This window comes from Actinoplanes sp. CA-030573 (assembly GCF_050951115.1).
GTDB lineage: Bacteria > Actinomycetota > Actinomycetes > Mycobacteriales > Micromonosporaceae > Actinoplanes.
Genome location: NZ_CP192038.1, coordinates 5,794,067 through 5,813,738 on the forward strand (window position 1 = coordinate 5,794,067; position 19,672 = coordinate 5,813,738).

Genomic DNA, 19,672 nt, shown 5'->3' on the forward strand with positions numbered 1-19,672 from the left:
TATCGGGGTCGTTCCGTCAGCTCAGTGAACGCCGGCCTCCTGGGGAAAGAGGCCGTCGAAGACGGCCGTCCGGTCGAACTCCAGTGCCTTCTCGCGCGCCCGCCGCTCGTAGTCGGCCCGCTGCGCGACGCTCATGTCGAGCACCACCCGGTCGAGCGCCTCGGCGAGGCCGTTGATGTCGCCGGGCTCGACGATCACCGCCGCCTGGCCGACCGCCTCGCCGGTGCCGCCGGTCAGGGTGGTGACGATCGGGCCGCCGCCGGCCAGCATCTTCTCGGCCAGCGCGATGCCGAACGTCTCGACGAAGTCCGGCTCCGGCTTGGTCGGCAGAGCGTACGCCGCGCAGCCGGCCATGAGCAGCGGCTTCTCCTCGTCGTCCACGTCGGTCAGGAAGACGATGCGGTCGTCCTCCTTGGCCATGGCCCGCACGTGATCGAGGGCCGGCCCGGTGCCCGCGACCACGAGCTTCACGTCGTCCCGGCAGCGCATCTGCCCGTACGCGATGATCAGGTCGTAGATGCCCTTGGCCCGGGCCACCCGGCTGAGGAAGAGGATGTACCGGCCGCGCTCCAGCCCGCGCCGGGCGAGGGCGTGCTCCACCGCCAAATCGGATCTGTTCAAGAAGGCGGACGCGTCGATCGGCGGGTAACTGACCCGCACGCGAGCGGAGCATTGCGCGGCAAAAGAGGTGCCACAGTGCGCATCGACCTCGGCCGCCGAAGCGATGATCTCATCGCGCGTGTAGGACGACACGGCCACCAGATCGTCGTTGGCGAGAAACGTCGTGAACAGGACCGTGGCGGCGCCGAACCGGCCCTCCCGCAGGCACGAGCGGATCACGTTCGTGACGTCCGACCCCACCGCCTTGGCCACCGTCCGCACCTGCGGCGCGAAGCCCGCGGCCCGGGCCGCGTTGACCGCGTCGACGACCACCGTCGTGTGCGGCACCAGGTACATCGAGAGGCAGACCGTGGGGACCGGCTCGGCGAGCAGCTCGACCAGCCGGCCGGTCAGCCCGGCCAGGTGGCGCCCGTCCGGCACCCGGTAGTCGCCGACCGCCTCCGGCCGCTCGACGGTGATGCCGGGGCTGTACGGCAGGAGCCGGTCCAGCGGTTTGAGCGGGAGCCCGGCCGCCTCCAGGGCCGGTATCGGCCAGGTGAGCAGCCGGACGTCGTCGAAGCCCCGGGTCAGCGCGACCTCGGCGAGGTTGCGGGCCTCGCCGGAGTGGCCGCAGATCACCGGATCGGCCCGGACCACGATGACGAGGCGGCGGCTGGGGTGGCTCATGGTCGTTCCTCGGGGGTGGAGGGATCAGGACAGGGACGGCGGACGGATCCCGCTTCCCCAGCTGCTGGGCTCGCGGCCCAGCGTCAGGTGCAGCCGGCCGCCGCGGTGCACGTCGGCGGCGGACAGGTGGGCGGCGTGCAGCGGCTCGCCGTTGAGGGTGGCGGACTGCACGTACTGCGGCGGCGGGTCGCGGTCGACGCCGTCGACGCCGATCGGCGACTCGTGGAAGCCGCTGGTCTCGATGACGAACTCGCCGTCGCCCGCCTGGAGCACGGTGCGGGCGAACGCCGGGGCGTTGATCAGGAACCGGTTCTGGCCGGCCACCGGGAACAGGCCGAGCGACGCCCAGACGTACCAGGAGCTGAGGCCGCCCGAGTCGTCGTTGCCCGGCAGCCCGCCGGGGCCGGTGCCGTACTGCCAGGTCAGCGCGGCATGGACGATCTCGGCCGTACGGTCGGGGCGCCCGGCGTAGTGGTACGCCCAGGGCGCCTCCATGTCCGGCTCGTTGTTGAGACCCTCGAAGCGGTTGAGGGCGTACCCGGCCGCCATCTCGGCCGGCTGCGGGCAGCGCCCGGGCTGCTTGACCGGGTCGGCGCCGTAGCCGAAGAACCGGTCGAGGATGCCGATGAACGCGGCGTCGCCCCCGGCCAGCGCGATCCGGGCGGCCATGTCGTGCACCAGCCGGAACGAGTAGTTCCACTTGCCGCCCTCGTAGAACTCGGAGTCGCGCAGCAGGCCGGTGGCCGGGTCGAAGGCGTTGACCCACTGCCGGCCGCGCCGCTCGAGGTCGTCGGCGAGCCGGCGGTCGTTGAGCGCGCGCGCCACCTGGGCGGTGCAGTGATGCGCGTACGCGAGATCGAGGGTGTGCGTGATCGGGTGCACCATGCCGTGCTCGAAGAAGTCCTCGCCGTACATCCGCCGCAGGTCGTCGACCATGTGCACGATCGCCCAGCTCCAGTCGATGCCGGGCCGGCCCAGCGCGTGCGCGTCGGCGAGCGCGGTGTGCGCCAGGGCGCTGGCCTGCCGGAAGAACCGGTCGGCGCCGCGGGCCATCCGGTAGCCGATCGGGAAGTTGCCCTCCTCCTCACAGACCCGGATCAGCGACTCGAGCAGATCGGTGTGCCGGTCCGGCGCGATCGCGGCCAGCAGCGGCAGCTGGGTCTTGTAGATGTCCCACATGGTGCAGACGTCGAACGCGTACGGGCCGGCGTCGGGCCAGAACGGGCTCTCGTCGTCGGCGAAGCACGGCTTGATCAGCGAGTGGTAGAGCGCGGTGGCGAAGACCTTGCGCCGGGCCCGGGTGCCGCCCTCGACCTGGACGCGGCCGACGTGCTCGCGCCAGCGTGCCCGGGTGCGGGTGCGCACCACGTCGAAGGCCGGCTGCTCGGTGCCGCACTCGCGCTCGAGGTTGACCCGGGCCTGGTCGCAGCCGCGCAGCGAGAAGCCCATCCGCAGCTCGACGACCTGGCCGGCCCGGACCGGGCCGACGAAGAGCAGGCCGAACGGGCGGAGCGTGGTGTGCCGGATGCTGTCGAAGTCGAGCCGGGTGCCGCCGTCGATGAGCCGCCGGTCGTACCAGAGCATCTGCCGCCAGCCGGGCGTGTCGGCCTCGATGTGGACCGAGAGCGGCACGCCTTCCATGACGACCGTGCCCTGGGCCCGTCCCCGGCCGATGCTCTCGACCTGGGCGCGCAGAGGCACCGTACGGCCGAGGTCGATGGCGAGCCCTCCGCAGGAGAGATCGACCACCACCCGGGCGGAGCGGTGCTCCGGAAAGGTGTAGCGGTGCACCGCCACCTTGTTGCCCACCGTGATCTCACAGCGCACGCCGGTGTCGAGGGTGGCCGCGTAGTAGCCGGGACGGGCCTCCTCGTCGCGCAGCGCCCAGGACTCCCCCAGCGCGTCGAGCGGCTGCACCATCGGGGTGACCCGCACGTAGTTGTAGTACTTGCGGATCGCGCCGGTGCCGGACTGCTGGAAGTGGGTGAACCCGGAGGCCTCGAGCCGGTCGAACATCTCCTCGGGCACGCCCTCGGTGTTCTTGGCGTAACGCCCGTAGCCGGTCGGGTAGGCGCCGGAGTAGGCGCAGGCGCTGACCATGCCCAGCGGCGAGGTCGCGCCCGGGTGGGTGTTGCCCACCTGCGGTTTCGGCCACCACCAGGTGGCGGCCAGACCGTGCGAGCGGGGCAGGTCGGTCGCGGCGGTGCCGATGAACGGGTCTATGTCGTCGAGGATGGCGGCACTCTATCTACTAGAAAGGGATAGTTCGGTTTCCAGCGTGTGAACTCCTCGCCGACCCCCAGGGATCGGCGCTACCGGCAGCATGCGCTAGCCCCACGCCTCGCCGGTAGTGGTCACGGTCTCGTCCCGGTCGGCGGCGCGCTCGATGGCCAGGGCGATCAACTGGTCCTGGGCGGCCTCGGCGAGCGGGTACGGCGCCGGCCCCGCCCCGCGTACCCAGTCCGCCATCCGGGTGAGGATCGTCGCGGTGGCGATCTCGTCGTCGTTCCAGCGCCGCCCCGGGAACGGGTTGCGGTGCAGGACGTCGCGGCCGAGCGTGAACGTCTCGGTGTCGAAGCCGTTCAGGTCGAGGTCGTGGCCGCTCTGCCGCCGCCTGATCGGGGAGACCGCGATCGCCTCCGGCCCGGCCAGGTGCACGATCTCGTCGTCGCGCAGCTCGCCGTGCGTGCCGCGGACGAGCAGCCGCCGGAAGCGCAGCTGGTTCCGTGTCTGGTTGTCGGTGAAGTCGTAGAGGCCGCTCTTCCCGTCGCCGAAGTCGATCGTCGCGATCGTGGTGGTCGCCGCCACCGGCTCGGCCTGGCCGGTCCACCCGCCCCGGTCGAGCGGATCGACCAGCGGCGCGGTGGTGCGCGAGGCCCGCACGGTGGCCGGGCCGAACCCGGCGCCGAGGAAGCCCCGCATGAGTGACACCGCGTGGTACTGCTGGGTGGACGAGACCTGGACCTGGGTGGGCGTGCCGATGATCCCGCTCCGGACGGCGGCGAGCCGGGCGGCGTGCGCCGGCATGAGCAGGTACTGCTCGGCGACCTGCACGCTGTCGCCGGCGGCCGCCCACAGCGCGCGCAGTCCCGCCACGTCGGGGGCGGGCGGCGTCTCGGCCAGCACCGGCAGGCCGCGGGCGACGGCCTCCTCGATCACCGCCGGGTTGGCGGCGCGTGGCACCGCGGTCACGACGAAGTCGGCCGCCACCTCGGCCAGCGACGCGAACGCCGGAACCGGCAGCTCTCGCGGGGAGCGCACGACGGCGCCGACGCAGGTGAGGCCGGGCAGCCCGGCGGCGACCCGCAGCAGGGTGCGGGCCCGGAAACCGAAGCCGACCAGGGCGAAGGAGGTCACCCGGCCGACCGTACCGGCCCTCCCGCCCCGGAGAGCCGTGGCTCGCGATAGATGCCGGCGAACTGGCCGTCGCGCATCTCGATGCCGGCGAACTCCCCGATCGGCGCGGTGAAGTGGTAGAAGCGCAGCACGGTGCCGTCCGGGTCGGGAATGTCCAGCCGCGGCCCGCCCGGGGTGTCCTCGATCGCCCCGTGCCCGACGCCGAGCCGGTCGCAGCGCGCCACCATCTCCTCGAGCACCGCCCGCGAGCCGGGCACGAAGGCCACGACGTCGAAGCCGGTCAGGCTCGGCCGGCCGGCGCACACGGTGCGATCGCGCAGCGCGATGTTGAAGCGCCCGCGCGGGTCGATCAACCCGGCGCCGCGCAGCACGCCGTCCTCCACGAACTCGGTCCACAGCCGCAGGTCGAGCACGCGGCAGTACCAGGAGACGCTGCGCGCCAGGTCGGTCACCGGCAGCTTGATCTGCGCGATCCGGTCGAGTCCGTCGATCCCTGTCGTTTCCATGGGGTCGACGCTAGGAATCCCGGTGACGACAATCCATGCGTGGGCGTCCGGGAAACCACAGCGACCGTCTCGGCCGATCTCCTCAGCGCGGTCCTGCGGGAGCTGCGCCTGGAGAGCGCCGGCTACAGGTGGCTCGAGCTCGGCGCGCCGTTCCGGGTCGGCTTCGACCGCCCGGGCCTGCGCGGCGTGCACCACGTCGCGCGCGGGGAGTGCGAGCTGGCCCTCGACGACGGCACCGTGCTCCCGCTCGCGACCGGCGACCTGGTCATCTTCCCGCGCGGCGACGCGCACGTGCTGCGCTCCCCCGGCGCCCGCGGCGGGCCGGTGACGCCGGGCTTCGAGCTCGCCATGCGCACACCCGGGACCCGCCTGCGAGCCGGCGGACCGAGGGCCGGCGAGCCCGGAGGCGGCGCGCGGGCCGACGCCGTCGTGGTGTGCGGCGCGTTCGTGGTCGGCGAGCCGGACCATCCCGCGTTGCGCGGCCTGCCCCGCATCATCCACGTGCCCGGCGTGGCCGGCCACCCGCCGCCGTGGCTGGCGTCCCTGCTGCAGGCGCTGGCCGCCGAGGCCTTCGACGGCGGCGCCGGCAGCGACCTGGTCATGGCCCGCCTCTCCGACGCGCTGATCATCCGGGCGCTGCGCCACCACGTCTCCGTCGGCGAGCAGCCGGGCTGGCTGGCCGGCCTGCGCGACCCGTACGTGGCGGCCGCGCTCGCCGCCCTGCACGCCGACCTCGGTCGTGAGTGGACCGTCGCCGGCCTCGCCGCCACCGCCGGGCTGTCCCGGGCCGCCTTCTCCGCCCGGTTCACCCGCCACGTCGGCGAGCCGGCGATGCGTTACCTGCTGACCCTGCGCATGCAGCGGGCGAAGACCCTGCTGCGCGACGAGCAGGCCACCGTGGCGACGGTCGCGGCCCGGGTCGGCTACCGGTCCGAGGTGGCGTTCGCGGCCGCGTTCCGCCGCGAGGTCGGCCTGCCGCCCGGCGTCTACCGGCGATCGGGTCAGTTATTGCAGGAATAAGTCCAAGTATTGCAATCGTGTGACGCAGGCTGTCACGATGACCGTCGATCCGTTCCCCGTCTCCCCCGGATCGACTGGAGTCCCCCATGCCTCTCACCCGACGGGCGCTGCTGTCGGCGGCCGCCCTCACCCCCGCGGCGACGTTGCTCACGACCGGCCGTGCGGACGCCGCCTCCGCGCCCGGCGACGTCGTCGGCAAGATCAGCGTCGGCTACCAGGGCTGGTTCGCCTGCGCCGGCGACGGCGCCCCGATCGGCGGCTGGTGGCACTGGAGCCGCGACCGGTTCCAGCCGCCGTCACCGAGCAACACCACGATCGTGTCCTGGCCGGACATGCGCGACTACACGCACGCCTACCCCACGGCGTACCCCAACCTCGGCAACGGCGCGGTCGCGACGCTCTTCTCCTCCTACGACCAGCAGACCGTCGACACCCACTTCGGCTGGATGCGCACGTACGGGATCGACACCGCCGCCCTGCAGCGCTTCAACCCGATGGGCGACGAGGGGCCGACCCGGGACGCGATGGCGCAGAAGGTGCGCACCGCGGCCGAGGCCACCGGCCGGAAGTTCTACATCATGTACGACGTCAGCGGCTGGTCGTCGATGCAGAACGAGATCAAGACCGACTGGTCGTCGAAGATGTCGGCGCACACCGCGTCGTCGTCCTATGCGCGGCAGAACGGCAAGCCGGTCGTCTGCATCTGGGGCTTCGGCTTCAACGACGAGAACCACACCTTCACGCCGGCCGCCTGCCTGGACGTCATCACCTGGTTCAAGGCCCAGGGCTGCTACGTGATCGGCGGCGTGCCCACGTACTGGCGGGAGGGCAAGAACGACAGCCGCGCCGGGTACCTCGACGTCTACCACGCCTTCAACATGATCTCGCCGTGGATGGTCGGCCGCACCGGCGACCTGGACGGGCTCGACTGGTTCTACACCAACGTCAACACCGCCGACCAGGCCGACTGCAACGCCCGCGGCATCGACTACCAGCCGTGCGTGCTCCCCGGCGACCTGAGCGCCGGGCACCGCCGGCACGGCGACTTCTACTGGCGCAGCATCTACAACATGGTCCGGCTCGGCGCCCAGGGCCTGTACGTGTCGATGTTCGACGAGTTCAACGAGGGCAACCAGATCGCCAAGACGGCCGAGACCCAGGCCTCGGTCCCGGCCGGCACCGGCATCCGGGCGCTGGACGAGGACGGCACCCGCTGCGACGCCGACTACTACCTGCGGATCACGACCGACGCCGGGAAGATGCTCAAGGGGCAGATCGCGCTCACGTCCGTACGGCCGACGCAGCCGCAAGCGGGCACCCAGCCGCCGCCCGCCACCGGGGATCTCGCCGCCGGCAAGGCGGTGAGCGCGAGCAGCGCGAACGGCGGCTTCCCGGCGTCGAACGCGGTCGACGCCGGCACGAGCAGCTACTGGGAGTCGAGCGGCGCGTTCCCACAGTGGATCCAGGTCGACCTGGGCGCCGCCTACGCGGTGAAGTCGCTGGTGCTGCGCCTGCCCTCGGGCTGGGAGCGGCGCACGCAGACGATCACCGTGCTGGACGGCTCGACCGGCGCCACTCTCGTCGCCTCGGCCGGCTACGTCTTCGACCCGGCGTCCGGCAACCAGGTCTCGATCGCGCTCCCCGGGGTAAATATCCGAAATATCCGGCTGAGCGTCACGGCCAACACCGGCTGGCCGGCGGCGCAGCTCGCCCAGCTCCAGGCCTTCGCCGACAACACGACGACGCCGCCCCCGGTGCCGAGCGACCTCGCGCGCGGCAAGAGCGCCACTTCAAGCGGATATGTCCAGACATATACGCCGGGGAACGCCGTCGACGGCGACGCCAACAGCTACTGGGAGAGCACCAACAACGCCTTCCCCCAGTGGCTGCAGGTCGATCTGGGCGCGGCGACGAGCGTCGGGCGGGCGGTACTGAAACTGCCGCCGTCGTGGGGCGCGCGGACGCAGACGGTGGCGATCTCGGGGAGCACGAACGGGTCGGCCTTCACGACGCTGGCGGCGGCTTCCGGGCGTACGTTCGACCCCGGCGCCGGCAACGCGGTGACCGTGAGCTGGACGCCGGCCCAGGCCCGTTATCTCCGCGTCACCGTCACCGGGAACACCGGCTGGCCCGCCGCCCAGCTCTCCGCGGTGGAGCTCTACGCCGGCTGAGCGGTCGTCACGGCTGGCGTGCCAAGCGGTGCGCCAGCCACGACACCGCCTGGGGATAGCGGTAGTCGATCCCGCCGTGCCCGGCCGGGAAGAGCTCGAACTGGATGCGCTCCGCGGGAACGCCGATCCGGATCAGGCCGTCCCGGAACGCCTCGGCGCCGAGGTCGAGGAACCACTCGTCCTTGGTGCCGGCGTCGATCCAGATGGCGCGCTGCCCGCGGAGCGCGTCCGCGTACTTGTCGATCATCCGGATCGGGTCCCAGGCCAGCCACTTGTCCCACAGCTCGGGGATCAACTGGCCGGTGCGCGAGTCGAACGGCAGCTGCGGGGTGCCGTCCTCGGCCGGGCTGAACGCGGCCGTGCACCCGAGGATCAGGAGCAGGGCCATGTCGCTGTCCTTGGTGAAGGACGTGCGGCCGCGGAAGTCGCTCCACCACTTGAGGATGTCGTGGTCGTACTCGCGCAACGCCCGGGTGGCCTTGGCGAACTCGTTGAGATAGCAGTATTCGTAGAGCGCGTCCCCGGCGTGCGTGGCGAGCGCGCCGAACAGGTCCGGCCGCAGCATCGGCGTGATCATCGCGCCGAAGCCGCCGGAGGACTTGCCGGAGATGGCGCGCGACTCCGGCGCCGCGAGGGTGCGGAAGCGCGCGTCGACCCAGGGGACAACCTCATCGCAGAGGTACGAGTGATAAGCCCCGGTGCCGGCCGAGTCGACGAACTGCGACCCGCCGTACGCCGTCCACGCGTCGACGTAGACCAGCACGCAGCCGGGCGCCTCCCCACTGGCGAAGACCTCGTCGGCGGTCTCGATGAACGGCTGCCGGAACGGGGACCGGTTGGCCCACATGCCGACGTGTCCGCTGTACCCCTGGATCACATAGATCGACGGGTAACGCTCCTGGCTCTCCGCATAGCCGGGCGGGGTGTAGACCCACAGCGGGCGTACGTGCGGATCGCCGAGCGGGTTTCCGCGCAGCAGCTCCGACTCGATCGTCTCTTGATGCAGCTCTCCGGCGAGCTCGTGACTCCATGGCAGCATGCGTGAGAGTCAATCACGGTTTCCGGGCTCCACGTGCGTCTCCCACCAGCCGCTGCCGGCCGGCGCGAGGCCCGGATAGAGCGCGGCCTCGGCGAACGCGGGATCCGCCCGGTCCGGCCGCCGGACGCCGGCAGACGCGGCGCGACCAGCAGACACGGCGCGACCGGCAAATGCGGCGCGACCGGCAAACGCGGCGCGACCGGCAAACGCGGCGCGACCGGCAAACGCGGCGGGTGCCGGCCGGGCGGAGACCGCGTCGGGTGAGTGCTGACCGGGCTACCCACGCCAGGTGGGTCGCCCGGTCGAACGGGGTCGCGCGGGAGGCTGGTCAGACGGCGCCGGGGGTGCGGGTGGGTCGCAAGTAGACCGCCCACGTGACCAGGACGCACAGGGCGTAGAAGGCGATGAACGCGACGTAGGCGGCGTCGGCGCTCTTGGTCTCCAGGAAGGACTGGCGGAACGCCAGGTTGACCAGGACGCCGCCGAGCGCGCCGATCGCGCCGGCTATGCCGATCACGGCGCCGGAGAGGCGGCGGGCCCGGGGCTCGTCGGTGGGGTGCTGGGCCTTGAAGATGGCGGGGATCATCTTGTAGGTGGAGCCGTTGCCGATGCCGCTCAGGATGAACAGGGCGATGAAGCCGATCAGGTAGAGCGGCAGCGACCTCTGCTGGGCGGCGAGCAGCACGATGCCGGCGCCCGCGGCCATGGCGATGAAGTTGGCGAAGGTCACGCGGGCACCGCCCAGGCGGTCGGCCAGGGCGCCGCCCACCGGGCGGATCAGCGAGCCGAGCAGGGGGCCCAGGAAGGTCAGGTAGGCGGCCTTGACCGGGGTGCTGAACTCGGTGTGGAACTGCACCTGCAGGACCTGGCCGAAGGCGAAGCCGAAGCCGATGAACGAGCCGAACGTGCCGATGTAGAGCAGCGACATCACCCACGTGTGCGGCGAGCGGGTGGCCTCGCGCATGGCCCTCTTCTCGCTGCGGGCCTGGGTCAGGTTGTCCATGTAGAAGGCCGAGCACAGCGCGGCGATGACGATCAGCGGGATGTAGATGCCGGCCACGATGCCGGGGTGGCCGGCGCCGAAGACGGCCAGCACGAACAGGCCGACCAGCTGGACCGCGGCGACGCCGAGGTTGCCGCCGCCGGCGTTGATGCCCAGCGCCCAGCCCTTGAGGCGGTTGGGGTAAAAGGCGTTGATGTTGGTCATCGACGAGGCGAAGTTGCCGCCGCCGACGCCGGCCACCGCGGCCAGGACGAGAAGCGTCGAGTAGGAGACGCCGGGCCGGATCAGGAACGCGGCCAGCACGGCCGGCACGAGCAGCAGGGACGCGCTGAAGACGGTCCAGTTGCGGCCGCCGAAGCGGGACACGGCGAAGCTGTACGGGATGCGCAGCGCCGCCCCGACCAGCGTCGGCACGGCGGTGAGCAGGAACTTGCCGGCCGGGTCGATGCCGTACGCGGGACCGAGGAAAAGCACCAGCACCGACCACAGCGACCAGACCGAGAAGCCGATGTGCTCGGACAGGATCGAGAAGATCAGGTTGCGCCGGGCGATCGGCGCGCCGGTGGTGGCCCAGAAAGCGGGGTCCTCCGGACGCCAGTCGTCGATCCAGTGTCCGCGAACGGTCACGGCGGGACGGGCCACGGGCAGGGTCGCGGTCAATTCGCACCTCCAGGAAGAGCCAGGTACAGCCGGTCGCCGTCGACGCGGACGGAGAAGACGGAAATGTCGGGCTGACCGCTGAGCGAGCAGCCGGTGGTGAGGTCCCAGGCGTACAGATGCAGGGGGCAGACGATTTGCTTGAGGTCGATCTGGCCGTCGGCGATCGGCCCGCCTCGATGCGGGCACACGGCCGAGGTGGCGCGGACGGAACCGTCGCGGAGGCGGAACACCGCGACCGTCTCGCCGCCGACCGCGAAGGCGCGGCCCTCCCCCGGCGGGATGTCGTGGATCGACCCGAGCGGGATGTCGTGGATCGCGTCGACGCTCATGCGCGCACCGGGACCTGGGGCAGCACGGTCAGCGGCAGCGAGGTGCGGAACTGCCCGGGCGTCACCGGCTCGGTCCGTTCCCGCCACGGATCGCGGTAGGCGGCGACCGATTCCGCCATCCGGGCGTCGAGTCCGGCGGCGATCCCCTCGGCGTCGTCGACGACCACGGCCCGGATCTTCTCGATCCCCACGCGCGGCACCCACGCGTACGTGCGCTCGAGCCAGTTGCCGTTCTCCCGGTAGTACTGCAGGAACCGCCCGGTCAGCGTGATCACCTCGTCCGCCGACGAGACCGTGGCCAGCAGGTCACCCTTGCGGACGTGCGCTCCGGCCGCGCCGCCGACGTAGATTTCCCATTTGCCGCCGTCAATAGCGACAACACCCAGGTCCTTGACGTACGCCTCGGCGCAGTTGCGTGGGCATCCGGTGACGGCGAGCTTCATCTTGCCCGGCCCCTCGATGCCCTGATAACGCTCCTCGAGCGCGATCCCGAGCGCGGTCGAGTCGCCGACGCCGAAGCGGCAGAAATCCGATCCGACGCACGTCTTCACGGTGCGGAAGCTTTTCGCGTACGCGTATCCGGAGGGCATGTCGAGGTCGGCCCAGATCTGCGGCAGCTTCTCCTTGGGAATGCCGAGCAGGTCGATGCGCTGGCCGCCGGTCAGCTTCACCATCGGGACGCCGTGCTTCTCGGCGACCTCGGCGATGCGCTTGAGCTGGGCGGGAGTGGTGACGCCGCCCTTCATCTGGGGCACCACCGAGAAGGTGCCGTCGCGCTGGATGTTGGCGTGGACCCGGTCGTTGATGAACCGGGCGTCACGCTCATCGACGTACGCGTCGCCCCACATCATCTTGAGCAGTGAGGCCAGCCCCATCTTGCTTTTCGCGTCCTCCTCGCCGCCGAGCCTGGCGAAGACGGAGGACACCGACTTGAGCCCGTAGAGCCGGATGGCGTCCATCAGCTCGGGCTTCGGCATCGGCACGCCTGGCACGTAGTAGGAGGCGGCCGGGTCGGCCTCCAGCTCGCCGCCGGCGGCCCACTCCGTGATCCGCTGCACCAGGGGCTTGCAGGTGCCGCAGCCCTTGCCGGCCCGCGTCCGGTCCATCACCGCGCCGACCGTCCTGCAGCCTTCGGCGACGGCGCCGCAGAGAGCCCCTTTGGATACGCCGTTGCAGTTGCAGACCTGCTCGTCGTCGGCCATGTCGGCGACGCTCTCCTCGGTCGCGGGGCCGCCGAGGTCGAACAGCAGCGACGCCCGGTCCTCCGGGAGCGGAAGCCCCTTCTCGAACGCCTTGATCAGGGCGAGCGCCTTGCTGTTGTCGCCGACCAGGGTCGCGCCGACGAGCCGGTCGTCGCGGATGATGACGTTCTTGTAGACGCCCCGCTTGGGCTCGGCGAACTCGAGCAGTTCGTCGTCCTCGCGCTCCGGGCTCTGCAACCCCATCGCGGCCACGTCCACGCCGGCCACCTTGAGCTTGGTGGCGACCTGCGACCCGTGGTACGCGGCGGCGCTGTCCGTGCCGGTGATGTGGTCGGCCAGCACCTTGGCCTGGTCCCAGAGCGGGGCGACCAGGCCGTAGACCTGGCCCCGGTGCTGCGCGCACTCGCCGACCACGTAGATGTCGTCCTCGCCGGCCGCCCGCATCTGGTCGTCGGCCACGATCCCGCGCTCGACGACCAGGCCGCTGTCCGCCGCCACCTGCACGTTGGGCCGGATGCCGGCCGCGACCACGACCACGTCGCAGTCGATGACCCGGCCGTCAGCCAGCTTGACCCCGGTGACGGCGTGCTTGCCGAGGATCTCGGTGGTCATGCCGTCGACCACGACCTCGATGCCCAGCTTCTGCTCGACGGTGGCCTGCAGGGTGCGGCCGGCCCGCTCGTTGAGCTGGGTGTTCATCAGGTGGCCCGGGGCGTGCACGAGCGTCACCCGGCTCAGGTGGCTCTGCAGGCCGCGGGCCGCCTCGAGACCCAGCAGGCCGCCACCGATCACGACCGCGCGCTCGTGCTCCTTCGCGTACCGGATCATGGCTCTGGTGTCGTCGAGCGTGCGGAAGACGAAGACGCCCTGGTGATAGCCGCGGCCGGGAACATGGGCGCCCTTGATCGGCGGGACGAAGGCGGAGCTGCCGGTGGCGATGACCAACTTGTCGTACGGGGTGACGGTGCCGTCCGACGCGTGCACGGTCCTGGCCGACCGGTCGATGCGCTCGATGCGAGTGCCCGCGTGCAACGTGATGTCGTTGTCGGCGTACCAGGAAAGGTCGTTGAGAAAGATCCCGGACTCGTCCTCGACGCCGGCGAGCACGTTGGACAGCATGATCCGGTTGTAGTTGCCGTAGGGCTCGTCGCCGAACATCGTGATCGCGAAGTCGCCGCCGCGGCCCAGTATCTCCTCGACCGTCCGGGCACCGGCCATCCCGTTGCCGATGACCACCAATCGTTGTTTCATCAGACCTCCAGCGGAGCCTGGCCAATGACCGTGCATCCGTGGAAATCGCGATGGCGAATGCACATCACGGATACTTCCGGGCCATTGTTTTGCGCCCGGACCGCCGCGATTGCGCGTTGGTTCGGAAAACCCTACAGAGGCGCCGCGGCCATTGTGAGAGAAGCCGTTTCGAAGCGGCGCAGCACGAGGCCGGCCACCGCCGGGTCGAGACAGAGGGGCGGCGTCACGAGATCGGCCCCGGCGCGATGCAGGGTGCGGTAGAACTGGCCGTCGGCGAGCAGGTAGGCGGCGATCGCGATCCGGCGCGCGCCCCCGGCCCGCAGCCCGGCGACCACGTCGGACACCGGGCGGTCGCGGCCCGAGGCGTAGGCGACGTGGGCGCCGCCGAGCCGGTCCGCCATCTCGTGGATGCCGGCGCGCCAGGCCGGGTCGGACGATCCGGCGGCGGCCAGCACGACGGCGTCGGCGGCGGCCGGAAGGTGCCGGGTCAGGCTCGCCAGCAGCACATCGTCGGGGCCGAGGGTGGCGGCCACCGGGATTCCGGTTCCGGCGACGGCGTCGGCGATGTCCACGCGTACGTGGTAACCGGCCGACAGCAGCAGCGGAACCACCACGGCGTCGCGGACGCCGGGCGTGACCTCGCCGATCCGCGGGTGCTGGACGTCGGCGTAGGACAGGCGCACATCGAGCCGGGGCCGCCGGCGGGCGACCGCCGCGACGAGATCGCGGATCTGACGCTGCCCGGCGGCCGAGCGGGTGCCGTGCGCAACGGCAAGCAGAGTGCGGCGATTGGTCATGGCGCGGCCTTTCGAGTCTGTGGACGACGCTCCGGAAAATGTCGTAGCCCCGTGGTTGACTCACCCCCACCCGAGAGGGCGGGGGCCGGCAAGATCGCGGAGCCGGGAGCGGCAAGATCGTGGTGACACGGGCGGAGGCGGCGCGACCGCGAGGCGCGGCCGGCAAAAATCGCGCGGCACGGGCGCGAGCGGCGCGACCGCGAGGCGCGGCCGGAAAAATCGCGCGGGCCAGGCGCGACGATCCCGCGGCGAGCCGCCACCCGCCACCCGCCACCACGCGCAACCCGGCCCGACCACGGCGGCGATCCCACGGCCGGCGACAGGGAGCGACTCAAGCGGCCGGGTCGTCGACGCGCAACCGATACCCGCGCTTGATAACGGTCTCGATGTGCCGGCCCGAGCCGAGCGCCGTGCGTAAGCGGGCCACCGCGACGTCCACGGCGTGCCCGTCGTTGCCGCGGGGCAGGACGGCGATCAACTGATCCTTGCCGACCACGACGCCGGGGCGGGCGGCCAGGGCGGAGAGGATCGCCATCGCGGCCGGGGCCAGGGAGTGCGGGACGTCGTCGATCAGGACGGCGTGGCCCCGGACCTCCAGCGTGCCGCCGGCGACGCGCAGCTTCGTCGTCCGGCGGGGCAGCTCGTCGGTGACCGTCTTGATCAGCGCGCCCAGGCGGAAGCGCTCCGGCATCGCCACCGGCACGTCGCGCTCGACCAGCGGGGCCGCGGTGACCGGGCCGACACAGGCGGCCAGCGTGCCGGCGCGGAACCGGTCGAGCACCACGCCCTCCTCGTCGCCGGCCAGCCGCAGGAACGACTTGACGGCGGGCGCGCTGGTGAAGGTGACGGCGTCGATCTGGCCGGCGGCGATCTGCTCGACCAGCCGGCGCACGGGCGCGGTGTCGGGCGGCGGCACCCAGCGGTAGACGGGCACCTCGACCACGGCGGCGCCGGCCGACCGCAGCGCCTCGACGAACTCGATCTGCGGCTCGCCGTGCTCCTGGACGACGATGCGCAGGCCGGCGACGCCCTCGGACAGCAGCCGTTCGAGGATCTCCTCGGACGCCTCCGTTGCCGCTGCCCAGTCCTCGGTGAGCCCGGCCGCGCGCACGGCGCCGCACGGCTTGGGGCCGCGGGCGACGATCCGGGCCTTGCCGAGCACCTCGCGGAGGCGGTCGCCGAGCCCCCAGCCCTCGGCGGCCTCGATCCAGCCGCGGAAGCCGAAGCCGGTGGTGGCGATGACCAGGTCGGGGGCGAGCCCGATGCAGGCCGCGGTGGCCGCGTGCAGGGCCTCGTCGTCGGCGAGCGGGACGATGGTGAGGGCCGGCGCCGCCACCACCCGGGCCCCGCGGCGGCGCAGCAGCGCCGTCATCTCGTCACGGCGCCGCTCGGCGGTCACCGCGACGGTGAAGCCCGTCAGCACGCCCTCGCTCATCCGCTCCCCATCTCGCCGTCGTTCACGCAAGCGTTGCCACCTGCGGTTACCGCGACGTCGAACAGGCGTTTCGGACACGTCAACGCGCTTTCACAACCGCCCGCCGGCGATTGTGAGCACCACGTTACTCGCGCTCCTCGGCAATCTTGCGGGCGGCGGCGTGCATCCGGAACACCTCGAGCCGCCCGTCCAGGAAGCCGATCCGGTAATCCCGGCCGAACGCGGGGTCTTCCGCGCGTCCGGCATCGCGGCGCGCGGCGATGCCGTCGGAGCGACCATTCTCGTACGCGCGGAACTCGTCATCCACGGCGGTCGCCCATCGCCTTCCTGATCGCCGCGATCAGGGCCTCCTCGAAGGCGGCGAGCTGCCCGTCCACCACGCCGACGCGATAGTCGGCGCCGGTCTCGGCATCGCCGGCCCGCCCGGCGTCGTGCCGCCCGGCCATCCCGTCGGCGTGCCCCGAGCCGTAGGCGGCCAGTGCGTCATCCATCTCTGCGGTCCCTCCCGGAAAACCCGACCGCAAATCTGTCACGCAGAGTGATGTCCGCCCACCGGCCGATCGGTCGGACCGTAAGCCTCGAACGCGTCGTCAACCGGCCGATACGACAAAGCGTCAACCCGCCGATGCGGCAAAGCATGCGGCAAAGGCGAGGATGCCGTCAGGCCGGCGAGAGCAGACCCGACCGCCGCCAGAACGGCATGCCCGGCCCCTCGATCAGGTCCAGGTCCCGCAGGTAGGCCACGACCCGCTCCCCCGACCACCGCAGCGTCTCGCGGAAGTGCGGGTTGGCCATCGCCGCCCGGTGCCCCACCGCCGGATCGATGCCCACCGACCGGTACACCGCCGGGTGGATCAAACGCCGCCCGCAGAGGTACGCGGCCCGCCCGATCACCAGCTTGTCGAAGGCCAGCCGCCCCCGGCCCGCCGCGCGTACCTGCCGGGCCAGCTCCTCCCGGGCGTAGCGCACGTGCCGCGCCTCCTCGACCACGTGGATGCGGCTCACCATGCGGACCAGCGGCTGCACCTGCTCGCAGGCCATCGCCTCGCGCTGCAGCGTGTCGAGGATCTCCTCGCAGATGAGGATGGCGGCGAACATGCGCGGCCCGGTCCCGGTCGCCGCGATCCACTTGCCGAGGAACTCGTTCACCCCGTCCGGCCGGTAGACGGGCGTGCCGAGCCGGTCGATCATGCGGCCGAACATCACCGAGTGCCGGCACTCGTCGGCCACCTCGGTCAGCGCGTACTGCGCGTGGGCGGCGGTCGGGTCCTGCTTGTAGTAGCCGCGGATGAGCAGCTGCATGAGGATCGTCTCGAACCAGACGCCGAGCCCGGCGATGCTGGCCACCTCGTGCCGGGTCAGCGTGATCCGCTGCTCCTCGCTCAGCGACTCCCACAGCGGCGTGCCGAACAGCGACGAGCGCTCCGGCGGCACGAAGTAGAGCCCGTCGGCGAACGGCGCTTCCCAGTCGATCTCCACCTCGGGGTCGTACGAGTGCTCAGCCGAGGAGCGCAACAGTCGCGCGGCAGTCCGATCACGATCCGTAGTGGTCATGGGTGGCCCCCTCGTGGCACTTGACGTTACTCGAGGTAACAGTTACTCCTAGTACTATGAACGCACCGGAGGACGGGCGCAAGGGCCGCTGGGTCGGCCATCGCGAGCAGCGCCGCGAGGAGCTGACCGCGGCGGCCATCGAGGCGATCCGCGAGCTGGGCCCCGAGGTCGGCATGGAGGCGATCGCCGCGCACGCCGGCGTCAGCAAGCCGGTCCTCTACCGCTATTTCGCCGACAAGTCGGCGCTCTGGCTCGCGGTCGGCCGGCGGGCGGCGGCCATGGTGCTGGACGCGATCGTCCCGGCCGTGGCCGCGGTACGGGAGGAGCGCGACGTCATAGCCGCGGCGATCGACGCCTACCTGGGCCACATCGAGGCCGACACGAACCTCTACCAGTTCGTGGTGCACCAGCCCGACATCGCGCGCCACCGGGACGTGGTGGCCGATGTCGTGGACACCGTCGCGAGCGGCCTGGCCCGGATCTTCGGCGACCGGTTGCGGGCGCGCGGGCTCGACTCGGGCGCGGCCCTGCCCTGGGCCTACGGGGTGGTCGGCTACGTGCAGACGGTCGGCGACTGGTGGTTGCGGCAGCAGCAGCCGATCAGCCGCGAGGCGCTCGGCGAGTACCTGACCACGTTCCTGTGGGGCGGCGTGTCCGGCATCGCGCACGCCGCCGACATCCCCGGCGGCCTGGCCGCCTACCAGGAGGAGACCCGGCATGGACGCTGACAACGACGAGGAGTACCGCGGCCCGGCGACCTTGCGGATCGGCGACGCCGACCTGCCGGTGGAGATCCGGATGTCGGCGCACTTCGAGCCGCTGGAGGGCCGGTTCCGCTGGGCGGGGCGCACGACACCGCACGAAGAGCTGCGCGAGCGGGTGAGCGGCGGCCTTCGGGAGGCGCGGATCGCCATTCCGGGTTCCCCGGACGCGGCGGTACGCCTGAGCGAGCCCGACCCCTGGGGCGGCATCCGGCTTTCCGGAGCCGGCACGCCCCCGTGGTTTCAGTGAGCGCCGCGGCGCAGGTCGCGGGGACCCACGCCGAACCAGCGCCGGACCGCCCGGGTCAGCGCCGACTGCTCGGTCAGCCCGACCATGGCGGTGACCTGGCTGAACGGGAGGTCGGTGGTGGTGATGAGGCGGTGCGCGGTCTCCCGGCGTACGGCGTCGAGGATCGTGTCGTAGGTGGTCCCGCTCTCCGCCAGCCGCCGCTGGAGCGTGCGCGGATGGATCTGCAGGCGCCGGGCGACGGCCGCGATGCCGGCCGGCGACGAGCCGAGCGACTGGGTCAGCAGCTGCCGCACCCGCTCGTCGAGGCCCTGCTCGGGCGCCGGGAAATGGCTGCGCATGTAGTCGAGGGCGACCTCGCGCAGCACCCGGTTGCCGCCGGCGACGGTCGCGTCGTTGAGCGTGGCCGGCACCCGCAGCACCGCCGCCGCCTGGCCGAAGCGGACGTCGGCGCCGAAGAACTCGGTGTAGCGGGCGACCGGGGCGAGCGGGCGGTGCGTGAGGTGGACCGAGCGCAGACCGTACCGGCCGCCGGCCAGCAGCACGGTGATCCGGTGCAGCAGGCCCAGCCCGTTGTCGCAGACCTGCGGCGGCATCGGGTCCATCTCGGTCGAGCCGTAGCGCAGGCCGATCACGCCGGGCCGGCCGGACGGGTCGGGCACCTGGGTCACGGTGAGCGCGGGCGAGTGCACGAACAGGAACCGGGTGGCGCAGTCGAGGGCCTCACCGAGGGTGGCCGAGTTCTCGATCGCGATGGCGAGCGGGCCGAGCACCGCGATGTCCTGCCGGGCGGCCAGTCGCAGGCCCAGGTCGGGACAGTCGCGGTCGGCGGCGGCCGCCTCCAGGATCCGGCCGGCGGCGAGCGACGGCATCACCGCGTCGTCGGTCTCCAGCAGCGCCGCGTCGACGCCGTAGCGCGCCAGCAACCCCCGGCCGTCGCCGCCGAGCTCGTCGATCAGGCCGGGCAGTCCGCGCAGCCCGGCGGCCCGCACCACCGATCCCATGTCGCGAAAGGATAAATCAGTGTCGCGAGAAGGCAAGTCACCGGGCGGG

18 protein-coding genes are annotated in these 19,672 nt (G+C 71.9%); 4 read left to right on the plus strand and 14 right to left on the minus strand.

Annotated elements, in window-relative coordinates; genetic code table 11:
• Window positions 1-21: 21 nt before the first annotated feature.
• The 4 genes from ACQP2F_RS26825 to ACQP2F_RS26840 all read right to left on the minus strand — a co-directional run bounded on the left by ACQP2F_RS26825 (window position 22) and on the right by ACQP2F_RS26840 (window position 5,150).
• Window positions 22-1,287 (minus strand): glycosyltransferase, encoded by a 1,266-nt coding sequence (locus ACQP2F_RS26825; protein ID WP_433291988.1) that lies wholly within the window; start codon window positions 1,285-1,287, stop codon window positions 22-24.
• A 24-nt stretch (window positions 1,288-1,311) separates the two neighbouring features.
• Complete coding sequence (locus ACQP2F_RS26830) at window positions 1,312-3,522, minus strand: GH92 family glycosyl hydrolase (RefSeq protein WP_433307622.1); 2,211 nt, start codon at window positions 3,520-3,522, stop codon at window positions 1,312-1,314.
• A 93-nt stretch (window positions 3,523-3,615) separates the two neighbouring features.
• Window positions 3,616-4,644 (minus strand): Gfo/Idh/MocA family protein, encoded by a 1,029-nt coding sequence (locus tag ACQP2F_RS26835; protein WP_433291990.1) that lies wholly within the window; start codon window positions 4,642-4,644, stop codon window positions 3,616-3,618.
• Window positions 4,641-5,150, minus strand: a complete 510-nt coding sequence (locus tag ACQP2F_RS26840; RefSeq protein WP_433291992.1) for a VOC family protein — start codon at window positions 5,148-5,150, stop codon at window positions 4,641-4,643. Before ACQP2F_RS26840 ends, ACQP2F_RS26835 begins: the two co-directional genes overlap by 4 nt.
• Window positions 5,151-5,189: 39 nt before the next feature.
• Here ACQP2F_RS26840 and ACQP2F_RS26845 point away from each other — a divergent pair, with 39 nt between their 5' ends.
• Together ACQP2F_RS26845 and ACQP2F_RS26850 are read left to right on the plus strand one after the other, a co-directional pair.
• The gene (locus tag ACQP2F_RS26845) at window positions 5,190-6,170 is read left to right on the plus strand and encodes an AraC family transcriptional regulator (RefSeq protein ID WP_433291994.1); all 981 of its coding nucleotides are present in this window, start codon (window positions 5,190-5,192) and stop codon (window positions 6,168-6,170) included.
• 86 nt (window positions 6,171-6,256) lie between these two features.
• A complete protein-coding gene (locus ACQP2F_RS26850; RefSeq protein ID WP_433291996.1) occupies window positions 6,257-8,341 on the plus strand; it encodes a galactose-binding domain-containing protein in 2,085 nt (694 codons plus the stop codon).
• A gap of 7 nt (window positions 8,342-8,348) precedes the next feature.
• Here ACQP2F_RS26850 and ACQP2F_RS26855 read toward each other — a convergent pair whose 3' ends face one another.
• From ACQP2F_RS26855 to ACQP2F_RS26895, 9 genes are all read right to left on the minus strand, one after another.
• Window positions 8,349-9,380 (minus strand): alpha/beta hydrolase-fold protein, encoded by a 1,032-nt coding sequence (locus tag ACQP2F_RS26855; RefSeq protein ID WP_433291998.1) that lies wholly within the window; start codon window positions 9,378-9,380, stop codon window positions 8,349-8,351.
• A gap of 328 nt (window positions 9,381-9,708) precedes the next feature.
• Window positions 9,709-11,043, minus strand: coding sequence for a nitrate/nitrite transporter (locus ACQP2F_RS26860; protein ID WP_433292000.1), 1,335 nt, complete (start codon window positions 11,041-11,043; stop codon window positions 9,709-9,711).
• Window positions 11,040-11,372 (minus strand): Rieske (2Fe-2S) protein, encoded by a 333-nt coding sequence (locus ACQP2F_RS26865; RefSeq protein ID WP_433292002.1) that lies wholly within the window; start codon window positions 11,370-11,372, stop codon window positions 11,040-11,042. Before ACQP2F_RS26865 ends, ACQP2F_RS26860 begins: the two co-directional genes overlap by 4 nt.
• Complete coding sequence (gene nirB, locus ACQP2F_RS26870) at window positions 11,369-13,825, minus strand: nitrite reductase large subunit NirB (protein WP_433292004.1); 2,457 nt, start codon at window positions 13,823-13,825, stop codon at window positions 11,369-11,371. Before nirB ends, ACQP2F_RS26865 begins: the two co-directional genes overlap by 4 nt.
• A 131-nt stretch (window positions 13,826-13,956) precedes the next feature.
• Window positions 13,957-14,622, minus strand: a complete 666-nt coding sequence (locus ACQP2F_RS26875; protein WP_433292006.1) for a sirohydrochlorin chelatase — start codon at window positions 14,620-14,622, stop codon at window positions 13,957-13,959.
• 331 nt (window positions 14,623-14,953) lie between these two features.
• Complete coding sequence (locus tag ACQP2F_RS26880; RefSeq protein ID WP_433292008.1) at window positions 14,954-16,057, minus strand: uroporphyrinogen-III synthase; 1,104 nt, start codon at window positions 16,055-16,057, stop codon at window positions 14,954-14,956.
• A 124-nt stretch (window positions 16,058-16,181) separates the two neighbouring features.
• On the minus strand, window positions 16,182-16,364 hold the full coding sequence (locus ACQP2F_RS26885) for a hypothetical protein (RefSeq protein WP_433292010.1): 183 nt from the start codon (window positions 16,362-16,364) through the stop codon (window positions 16,182-16,184).
• Window positions 16,357-16,548 carry a hypothetical protein gene (locus ACQP2F_RS26890; protein WP_433292012.1) on the minus strand — a complete coding sequence of 64 codons (192 nt, stop codon included), beginning with the start codon at window positions 16,546-16,548 and terminating at the stop codon, window positions 16,357-16,359. Before ACQP2F_RS26890 ends, ACQP2F_RS26885 begins: the two co-directional genes overlap by 8 nt.
• Before the next feature lie 169 nt (window positions 16,549-16,717).
• Window positions 16,718-17,611, minus strand: coding sequence for an AurF N-oxygenase family protein (locus ACQP2F_RS26895; protein WP_433292014.1), 894 nt, complete (start codon window positions 17,609-17,611; stop codon window positions 16,718-16,720).
• Window positions 17,612-17,667: 56 nt separating this feature from the next.
• Between ACQP2F_RS26895 and ACQP2F_RS26900 the strand changes: the two genes are divergently transcribed.
• Together ACQP2F_RS26900 and ACQP2F_RS26905 are read left to right on the plus strand one after the other, a co-directional pair.
• Complete coding sequence (locus tag ACQP2F_RS26900; RefSeq protein WP_433292016.1) at window positions 17,668-18,339, plus strand: TetR/AcrR family transcriptional regulator; 672 nt, start codon at window positions 17,668-17,670, stop codon at window positions 18,337-18,339.
• The gene (locus ACQP2F_RS26905) at window positions 18,329-18,622 is read left to right on the plus strand and encodes a DUF4873 domain-containing protein (RefSeq protein ID WP_433292018.1); all 294 of its coding nucleotides are present in this window, start codon (window positions 18,329-18,331) and stop codon (window positions 18,620-18,622) included. The genes ACQP2F_RS26900 and ACQP2F_RS26905 overlap by 11 nt, the downstream gene beginning before the upstream one ends.
• Here ACQP2F_RS26905 and ACQP2F_RS26910 read toward each other — a convergent pair.
• Entirely contained in the window at window positions 18,616-19,623 is a 1,008-nt protein-coding gene (locus ACQP2F_RS26910) for an AraC family transcriptional regulator (protein ID WP_433292020.1), read from the minus strand. The genes ACQP2F_RS26905 and ACQP2F_RS26910 overlap by 7 nt on opposite strands.
• Window positions 19,624-19,672: the final 49 nt, after the last annotated feature.

Coding starts and splice junctions, on each gene's coding strand:
- ACQP2F_RS26825 (WP_433291988.1), bottom strand. CDS start 1,287: ATGAGCCACCCCAGCCGCCGCCTCGTCATCGTGGTCCGGGCCGATCCG.
- ACQP2F_RS26840 (WP_433291992.1), bottom strand. CDS start 5,150: ATGGAAACGACAGGGATCGACGGACTCGACCGGATCGCGCAGATCAAG.
- ACQP2F_RS26850 (WP_433291996.1), top strand. CDS start 6,257: ATGCCTCTCACCCGACGGGCGCTGCTGTCGGCGGCCGCCCTCACCCCC.
- ACQP2F_RS26855 (WP_433291998.1), bottom strand. CDS start 9,380: ATGCTGCCATGGAGTCACGAGCTCGCCGGAGAGCTGCATCAAGAGACG.
- ACQP2F_RS26865 (WP_433292002.1), bottom strand. CDS start 11,372: ATGAGCGTCGACGCGATCCACGACATCCCGCTCGGGTCGATCCACGAC.
- nirB (WP_433292004.1), bottom strand. CDS start 13,825: ATGAAACAACGATTGGTGGTCATCGGCAACGGGATGGCCGGTGCCCGG.
- ACQP2F_RS26875 (WP_433292006.1), bottom strand. CDS start 14,622: ATGACCAATCGCCGCACTCTGCTTGCCGTTGCGCACGGCACCCGCTCG.
- ACQP2F_RS26880 (WP_433292008.1), bottom strand. CDS start 16,057: ATGAGCGAGGGCGTGCTGACGGGCTTCACCGTCGCGGTGACCGCCGAG.
- ACQP2F_RS26890 (WP_433292012.1), bottom strand. CDS start 16,548: ATGGATGACGCACTGGCCGCCTACGGCTCGGGGCACGCCGACGGGATG.
- ACQP2F_RS26895 (WP_433292014.1), bottom strand. CDS start 17,611: ATGACCACTACGGATCGTGATCGGACTGCCGCGCGACTGTTGCGCTCC.
- ACQP2F_RS26900 (WP_433292016.1), top strand. CDS start 17,668: ATGAACGCACCGGAGGACGGGCGCAAGGGCCGCTGGGTCGGCCATCGC.
- ACQP2F_RS26905 (WP_433292018.1), top strand. CDS start 18,329: ATGGACGCTGACAACGACGAGGAGTACCGCGGCCCGGCGACCTTGCGG.
- ACQP2F_RS26910 (WP_433292020.1), bottom strand. CDS start 19,623: ATGGGATCGGTGGTGCGGGCCGCCGGGCTGCGCGGACTGCCCGGCCTG.